This is a genomic window from Kitasatospora sp. NPDC030952 (genome assembly GCF_055571335.1).
The window spans coordinates 1-8,181 of record NZ_JBVIFM010000052.1; the positions used below are offsets into that span (position 1 = coordinate 1).

Here is an 8,181-nt window from a genome sequence, read left to right on the forward strand (position 1 = left end):
CGGGGAGATCAGCTGTCCGTCACCGGGGAGATTTCATGTCCACCAGCGGGGAGGCCAACTGACCGCCAGCGGGGAGTCTGCCGTGTCCGCTGACACACGAACGAACCCAACGACTTGTGATCACTTTCGATGGTCTCCGACCGGGACTGCGTGATGTGCGTGATGATCAATGCCCGTGACCGACGTGGATGCCGAGGAAGTTCTGTTTCCGAACCTGGGTGGCCTGGAGATATCGAACATCGAGATGGGCGGCGACACCGTGACCGTCGCTGCCTGCGCGTGTGCATCCGAGGCGCTCTGCCCGGCCTGCGGCACCAGATCACGTCGGGTCCACAGCCGTTACGAGCGCCGGCTGGCCGACTCGGCAGTCGGTGGCCGACGGGTGATCGTGAAACTGCGGGTCCGACGCTTCCGCTGTCAGACGACGTCGTGTCCCCGGGCGACGTTCGTCGAACAGGTCGCCGGACTCACCTTCCGCCACGGGCGGCGGAGCCTGCGACTGCAGACGATCCTGCAGGCGGTGGCACTGATGCTGGCCGGACGAGCCGGCGCCCGCCTGTCCGATGTGCTCAGCTCGAAGGTCAGCCGCTCGACCCTGCTGAGGCTGATCCGCGCGATGCCCGACCCGCAGACAACCACACCACGAGTACTCGGAGTTGACGACTTCGCCCTGCGCAAGGGTCACGTCTACGGGACAGTGCTGATCAACGTCGAGACTCGCCGTCCCGTCGACCTGCTGCCCGACCGCGAAGCCGACACCTTCGCCCGCTGGCTGACCGAGCACCCCGGTGTCGAGGTCATCTGCCGCGACCGCGCCACCGGCTATGCCGAAGGCGCCCGCCTCGGCGCACCCGACGCGGTCCAAGTCGCAGACCGCTGGCACCTGTTCCACAACCTGACCGAGGCCGTGGAACGCTGCGTCACCCGCCACTCCCCCCAGCTGCGCGAACCTGCCCGCGTCCCCACCCCCGAGGAATCCGCAGCGGCTCTCGCCGAATTGAAGAAGATCACCACAGCGGCGAAGGCGGAGCGGGGCGCCCACCGATACGCGGACCGCACCCGCGAACGCCACGAGGCCGTGCACGCCCTGCTCGAAAAGGGCCTGTCCCGGCGGGAGATCAGCCGCCGACTGGGCCTGGCCCGCGGCACGGTTCGCAGGTTCGCCCATGCCGCCACCCCGGAGGAACTCGTCGCCGGCAAGTGGCAGGGCCGCACCAGCGTCCTGGACGGCTACAAGCCCTACCTCCACCAGCGATGGCAGGAAGGCTGCACCACCGCGAAGACACTCTTCGACGAGATCAAGGCCGCAGGCTACACCGGTGGCCTGACGGTCCTGCGCGACTACCTGCGGCCCCTGCGATTCGGAGCCCCGCCAAAGGACCGCTCCACCCGGCCGCCCTCAGTCCGCGACGTGACCGGCTGGATCACCCGCCACCCCGACAGCCTCACCATGGACGAGGCCCTCAAGCTCAAGGGCGTCCTCGCCCGCTGTCCTCAGCTCGACACCACCGCCGGCCACGTCCGCGCCTTCGCCGAGATGATGGCCGCCCGAACCGGCCGCGACCAGCTGGTCGGCTGGATCGACAAGGTGAAGGCCGCCGACCTGCCCGAGTTGGGTTCGTTCGTGAACGGGATCGGTTCTGACCTTGGGGCGGTGGTGGCGGGGTTGAGCCTGCCGTTCAGCTCGGGTGCGGTGGAGGGGCAGGTGAACCGGATCAAGATGCTCAAGCGGCAGATGTTCGGCCGGGCGGGCCTGGACCTTCTGCGCAAGCGCGTGCTCCTCGCCGCGTGACCGCCACCCTCCGCTGGCACTGTCAGTGATGGTCCGCCAGCTCAGCACGGAAAGTGATCCAGAACCTCGTTTCACCCGTTGCCGACACGGAGCGGACACCCGAGGGAAGACGACCACGCTGCAGGCCGCCGGGGCACCTCCGCACGGGCGGAGCGGACCTCTCCGGCGGTAGTCACGATCTTACGGACGGCGGGGCACCTCCGCACGGGCGGAGCGGACGATCCTGCCGAACATTGGGGCGGCGGCCGAGACGGGGCACCTCCGCACGGGCGGAGCGGACGACCCGGCGAAGAAGTTTCGGCGGGCCCGGAGCGGGGCACCTCCGCACGGGCGGAGCGGACCCTTCGCGATCTGCGGCGCAGCGCGGCCTTTGCGGTTTCTTGACCGTGCCGCAGTGTCGGGTCGGCAGTGCTGTTGTGGTGTCAAGGAGCGCTCGCTGCCCATGGTGTCACGGCTCGCGGACAGCACCGCTGTGAAGAGCTGCCCACGCGCTCACCCTGGCGGCGGCACTCCTCCGCGCGGGCGGAGCGGACTCGTCCAGGGTCTCCAGCACCTCGTGCAGCACCGGGTCACCTCCGCGCAGGCGGGGCCGATCCGCTGGAAGTTGAAGCTCAGGATGGGTGCGGGGGGCCACCCCCGCGCAGGCGGAGCGGACCAAGCCGCGCTGCAGCAGTCCGGGTGCGACGTCGGGGCACCTCCGCGCGGGCGGAGCGGACGAAGGTGCACAGCACGGAGTAGGGGTAGGCAGCGGGGCACCTCCGCGCGGGCGGAGCGGACCCTTCGCGACCTGTGGCCAGCGCAGCCTTTGCTGTCTTGTTGACCGGCTTCGCGAGGCTGGGTTGTGCTGTTGTGGTGTCAAGGAGCGCTCGCTGCCCCTGGTGTCACGGCTCGCGGACAGCACCGCGGTGAAGAACTACGAAGGAACTCTCACCGTGCAGGAGGCAGCCCTCCGCGCGGGCGGAGCGGACCACGGCTACCGGCACGGCGTCGGCGCGCTCTCCGGGGACCCTTCGCGCGGGCGGAACGGACGTACGTTGCCCACCGCGCCGCCGACTACCCGCTGGGGCACCTCCGCACGGGCGGAGCGAACCTCGGCTGGCACCCCGCCCGAGTTCGGTGGACCGGGTCACCCCGCGCGACGGAGAGTAATTAGACCTTCCCGAGACCAGTGGACTTGCTCAACGGGCCACCTCCGCATGGGTAGAGCGGACCGCCGCGTCGAGTTGGGTCGCCAGGCGCCGGGCGGGGCGCCTCCGCGCGGGCGGAGCAGACGAGTACGGCAGCATCGACGCCGGGATGATGCACGGGGCACCTCCGCGCGGGCGGAGCGAAACCTTCCGAGAAACCACGGCACAAAGTTCACTGCTGGGTCACCTGCCCACAAGCGGAGTGGCCGTGGCCTCGTCTTCGAGGACGATGTCGCGCGGCAGGTCACCTCCCTACCGGCAGAGCGGACCCTCCGTGACCTTCGGCGCAGCGACTTTGCTGTTCCTAAAGTGTGTTGGTGGAGCTGGCCAGCTGTGTTGTTGAGGTGTCAAGGTGCGCAGGCTCATCGTGTCACGTGCTGCGGACACTGGCTTTGAAGTCGGGCCCGGACCGACAAATCGAGGAGTCCGAGGCGGGGAGGTGCTTCTCTAACTACATCGGAGCGGGCACTCCTTACCCCGGTCCTGGTGAGCCTGCCGCTGCCGGAGAATGCTCTAGCATGCTGGTGGCGGCCTTGCTCTCAAGTGTCTGGCCTCGTGAACCGGCGGCGCCAGCTCGGTGGCGGGGCGGCTGGTTCATCTGCATCGTGCCGGTTGTGCCGGCCTGTGGGTGGGTGGTGTGGCTGTCGGGGGTGACCGCTATGATGCCGGTCATGCCAGGGGAGGCCATGCACCAGAAGGGTGCCGACGGGGCACGGCGCGCGAAGCTCTGGCTGGATGCCACGACACGGGTGCAGTCGTCGTGGACGAACGAGGACGCGATGAGTGCGTCCCGGCTTGAGTTTGCCTGGCCTCACGGCGACAGCCAGCCCTACTCCTTCGATGTGGGTGGGATTCTCTCCGGTGGGGAGTTCCAGGGGCACTTCTTTGTGGCGGAGTGCAAGAACTATTCGAGTGACGGCGACCAGGGACAGCACTTGGACGACTGGGTCGCGAAGTGTTACTTGACCCGGCGGGACCATGCCCGACTGGCAGACCACTTCATGTGGATCACCTGGCATCCGTTCCGGGTGAAGGGCTGGTCGGAGCTCTGCTCGAAGGAGAGCGTGGTGAAGGGTCTCCTTCTTGAGCGCAACCGTGTCCGAGCTCTTGACGCGGCGAGTGAGGACGAGGCTCTCGAGAAGATCGATCTGGATCTCGCCGCAGACGTCGCTCGCCGGATGTGGGTGATCGTTCTCTCCGAGAAGCAGGAGAAGCTGGTCATCACTCCGCAACACCGGGCCTTGATCATCGCGAAGCAGATCGAGAGGGGTGAGCTGTAATGGACGAGTTCGCGGCAGTCATTTCCGATCTGACCGACGATCCAACACACAACGTGTCATCGATCAAGCATGCGGTGATCTCCCGAATCGAGGCATCGGACTCCGCCGTAGAGATCCAGTCGACCGACTTTTTCAACCACACCTACGCCCCGGACCTAGTCCTGCGCTGGCCAGGGGACGACGCGGTCAGGCATGTCTACCTACGGACGAGCGACAATCCCGGCTACATCCTCGAAGACGTCGAGGTACTCACCGAGGTCAAGCCGATCATCATGCCCCTGACCCCGCTACGCCGTGGTGAGTCGGCTGAGCTTGCCAGGCAGTCGGCGAGCGCCAATACGCTCGTCGCGACGCCTTCGACAATTCATTCATTCGGAGCCGCAGGCCGGAACAGCCCTGTCCTGGGGCTGCTGTCCCACGCGGTTCTTCAGGGCGGGCGCGGCCTTGTGGACCAGCAGCGAGCCCAGACGCTCAGCGCCACGGTCGACGCGGGGTTCACCGCAGCCCAGCGAGCGGAGACCGACGAGACCTGGGAGGCCGTTCAGGCCGCTGAAGGGCTACTGGACCCGGCTCGTGCCGGCGTTCTCACACGTCTCCTGCAGGCGGTATGGCTGGGATCCGGGGCCTCCGCGGCTGCATTCCCAGGCGCGGTCGGCATCTCGGCACGCCTCGACCCAACGAGCCTGAAGGTGCTTCTCGACGTCGCTGTATCGGACAGTCAGGACTTCTGGCGCAGGATCGGTCGAAGCGTCGACCTGGAGGTGCTGTGCGAACTGGAGGTTCCGGCCTCTTCGGAAAGTCTGCAGAGACTGGTGCGGGCTAGCCTGACCTCCTGGCGTGCGAAGAGCTGCCGGGTCAGTAATCTGTCCGCCGCCGCTTCGGATACTGGCGAGATCCGGTGGTTCGTCGGTTCTGGCCTGCTCGGATTCCGAAGCGCGACCTACGTTTCCCACTTCTCGCCAGGCCCAGTTTCCTCCATGGATCATCTCGAGTGGGGCCACGGCGATCCCACGTCGCTGAGCGTGCTCATCGACCGAGCAGCGCACATCAGCACAGACCTGGAAGACGTCACGATCGAAGCCGACAACGGACGACGAATCGAGTACACGTCCCCCAGTGACACCGAGATTTGGAACGACGAGGTTCTCGCGGAACTTGCCCTGGTCCTGGGCAATCGATCCAAGGTTGTCTCAGCCACAGTCCCCGTCGGAAGCGGAACCCGACACCTCAGGTGTGACTTCGAACGCCTAGTGGCAACAGGACGCACCGGCGCAAAGTTCTACCTTTCAGAAATGATCGACCGCGCAGTCCCTGTCCTGCGAGGAATGTCTCCCGCAGACCTTCGTGATCTAGAGGCACTTCGAGGCCACGAATAGCCTGTCCGCTCCGCGTAATCGGAGCGGACACTTGGGCAACGAGGTTTCCGTCCACCTGAGTTGGGGAACCTCCGCGCGGGCGGAACGGACGGCCTGCACATCTGGCACCGGAGCACCACGGCCGGGGCACCTCCGCACAGGCGGAGCGGACATCCCGAACTCGGCCTTGCCCGCCAGAAATGGCGGGGCACTTCCGCGTGGGCGGAGCGGACAACTGCCCGAGGTCGCCGACCACGCGCTCGGTCGGTCACCTCCGCGCGGTAGAACGGATGCCGCCCTTGCCCAGCGAGCCGCGCAGCGTGCCGGGTTACCTCCGCGCGGGCGGAGCGGACTCCTCGGGTCTGCCCTAGGCCGTGTTTCGCAATTGATCTTGTGGTGAGTCATTGCTCCTCGGCTCGCAGCCACAGGATCAGCGAGGCGAGGACGACGCCGGCCCGATAGCGGTTGGCCAGCTTGTCGAATCTGGTGGCCACTGCCCGGAATTGCTTCAGCTTGGCGAAGCAGCGTTCGACGACGTTGCGCCCCTTGTAGGCGGCCTTGTCGAAGGCCGGCGGTCGTCCGCCGCGGCTCGCGCGGCGGACGCGGCCGGCGATCTGGTCCCGGCGTTCGGGGATGGTCGCTTTGATCCGTCGGCGCCGTAGCAGGCTGCGGATCTTGCGGGAGGAGTAAGCCCTGTCGGCCACGACCCGGTCGGGTCTGGTCCGCGCTCGCCCGGCCCCGACGCGTGGGACGCGGATGGCGTCGAGGACGGCGGGCAGCATCGTGCAGTCGGCCGTGTCGCCCGTGCTCAGCACGATCGACAGCGGCAGGCCCCGGCCGTCGACCGCCAGGTGGATCTTGGTGGTCAGCCCGCCCCGGGACCGGCCGAGCGCCTCGCGGCGCGCAACTGCTGCCGGATCATCCGATTCGTCCTCGGACTGGCCCCCTTTTTGCGGGCGCCGGCCGCGTGCCGGTGTGCCCGGGCGACTGTGGAGTCGATCGAGACCGTCCACTCCACGGTGCCCCACCGCGTCGTTGCGGACCCGGACCTCCCGCAGTAGCGCCGCCCAGGTTCCGTCCTTCTCCCACTGGGCGAAACGCCGATAGACGGTCTGCCACGGACCATAGCGCTCGGGCAGATCACGCCACGGGGCACCCGTACGCAGCCGCCACAACACCCCGTTCACCACCTGACGGTGATCCCGCCACGGACGCCCGGCACCATCCCGCTGCGGTAGCAACGGCTCGATCCGAGCCCACGCAGCATCCGTTATCTCTCCTCGACCCACCACAAGATCAATTATGAGACACGGCCTAGATGTATTGACCACGAGCGTTGTTGACGGCGGTCGGGCTTGATCATGGCGAAGACCTCCGGTGTGGTGGAGGTGTCTAGGCTCCACACCACACACGGAGGTCTTCGTGTCCCACCGTAACGCCCGGTTGACCGTGCACGGCAGGCGGCTCTTGGTCGAACGGGTCCAGGGCGGCCGACCGGTCGCGCACGTCGCCGCCGAGATGGGCGTCTCCCGGGCCACGGCCCACAAGTGGGTGCGGCGATGGCGGGCCGAGGGCGACGCAGGCCTGCTCGACCGCTCCAGCTGCCCGCGCACCACCCCGCACCGCACCGCTGCCGCCGTCGAGGCCCGGGTCTGCGAGCTGCGGCGGGACCGCAAACTCGGACCCGCGCGGATCGGCCCGATCCTCGGCATCCCGGCCTCGACGGTGCACCGGATCCTGACCAGGCACGGCCTGAACCGCCTGGCCTGGCTCGACCGGCCCAGCGGCGAACCGATACGCCGCTACGAGCGCGAGCGCCCGGGCGAACTCGTGCACGTCGACATCAAGAAGCTCGGCAACATCCCCGACGGAGGCGGCTGGCGCACGGTCGGCCGCGAGGCCGGAGACCGCAACCGCCAGGCCACCAGCACCGAACGCAGGAGCTGCAAGCCGGTGGTCGGCTACAGCTACGTCCACTCCGCCGTCGACGGCCACTCCCGCCTCGCCTACAGCGAGGTACTCACCGACGAACGCCAGGAGACCGCCGCCGCGTTCTGGCAACGGGCCCAAACGTTCTTCGCCGACCACGGCATCACCGTCGAACGCGTCCTGACCGACAACGGCTCCTGCTACAAGTCCAGGCTCTTCACCCGGACCCTCACCGCCGCGGGGATCGCCCACAAGCGCATCCGGCCCTACCGGCCGCAGACCAACGGCAAAGTCGAACGCTTCAACCGCACCCTGCTCGACGAATGGGCCTACCAGCGGCCCTACACCAGCAACGACGAACGCACCGCCGCCCTGGCCGACTTCCTGCACCAATACAACTACCATCGCTGCCACACCGCACTCGGAGGCAAGCCACCGATCTGCCGCGTGAACAACCCTAAGGGTCAATACACCTAGACGAGTAGTTCCGAAGTCGGCTGGGTTTGCCGGTTCTGCTCCGGGCATGAAGGGAGGGTGTCCAGTATTCGGGTTGTGACGACCGAAGAGCTGGACACCCTCCTGACGGCACTCTATGTGCAGATCGATGATCACCTGCCCCGAACGCGATGGTTGGGGCG

The 8,181-nt window shown here is 67.5% G+C and carries 5 protein-coding genes; 4 read left to right on the forward strand and 1 reads right to left on the reverse strand.

Annotated elements, in window-relative coordinates; all coding sequences use genetic code 11:
* The first annotated feature begins 244 nt into the window (after positions 1 to 244).
* The 3 genes from ACZ47G_RS39445 (at position 245) to ACZ47G_RS39455 (ending at position 5,635) form a co-directional block, all read left to right on the forward strand.
* Positions 245 to 1,792 (forward strand): ISL3 family transposase, encoded by a 1,548-nt coding sequence (locus ACZ47G_RS39445; RefSeq protein ID WP_465751332.1) that lies wholly within the window; start codon positions 245 to 247, stop codon positions 1,790 to 1,792.
* Positions 1,793 to 3,650: 1,858 nt separating this feature from the next.
* Positions 3,651 to 4,259, forward strand: a complete 609-nt coding sequence (locus ACZ47G_RS39450; protein ID WP_465751324.1) for a hypothetical protein — start codon at positions 3,651 to 3,653, stop codon at positions 4,257 to 4,259.
* Complete coding sequence (locus ACZ47G_RS39455; protein WP_465751326.1) at positions 4,259 to 5,635, forward strand: hypothetical protein; 1,377 nt, start codon at positions 4,259 to 4,261, stop codon at positions 5,633 to 5,635. Before ACZ47G_RS39450 ends, ACZ47G_RS39455 begins: the two co-directional genes overlap by 1 nt.
* A gap of 380 nt (positions 5,636 to 6,015) precedes the next feature.
* Here ACZ47G_RS39455 and ACZ47G_RS39460 read toward each other — a convergent pair whose 3' ends face one another.
* On the reverse strand, positions 6,016 to 7,152 hold the full coding sequence (locus ACZ47G_RS39460) for an IS5 family transposase (protein WP_465751328.1): 1,137 nt from the start codon (positions 7,150 to 7,152) through the stop codon (positions 6,016 to 6,018).
* Here ACZ47G_RS39460 and ACZ47G_RS39465 point away from each other — a divergent pair.
* Positions 7,037 to 8,020: an IS481 family transposase gene (locus ACZ47G_RS39465; protein ID WP_465751330.1), complete on the forward strand. Its 984-nt coding sequence runs from the start codon at positions 7,037 to 7,039 to the stop codon at positions 8,018 to 8,020. The two genes, ACZ47G_RS39460 and ACZ47G_RS39465, sit on opposite strands and share 116 nt — an antisense overlap.
* The last annotated feature ends 161 nt before the right edge of the window (positions 8,021 to 8,181 follow it).

Bases quoted from the DNA above. Each gene is read 5' to 3' on its own strand.
- ACZ47G_RS39455 (WP_465751326.1), top strand. From the start codon at position 4,259: ATGGACGAGTTCGCGGCAGTCATTTCCGATCTGACCGACGATCCAACA.
- ACZ47G_RS39450 (WP_465751324.1), top strand. From the start codon at position 3,651: ATGCCAGGGGAGGCCATGCACCAGAAGGGTGCCGACGGGGCACGGCGC.
- ACZ47G_RS39445 (WP_465751332.1), top strand. From the start codon at position 245: ATGGGCGGCGACACCGTGACCGTCGCTGCCTGCGCGTGTGCATCCGAG.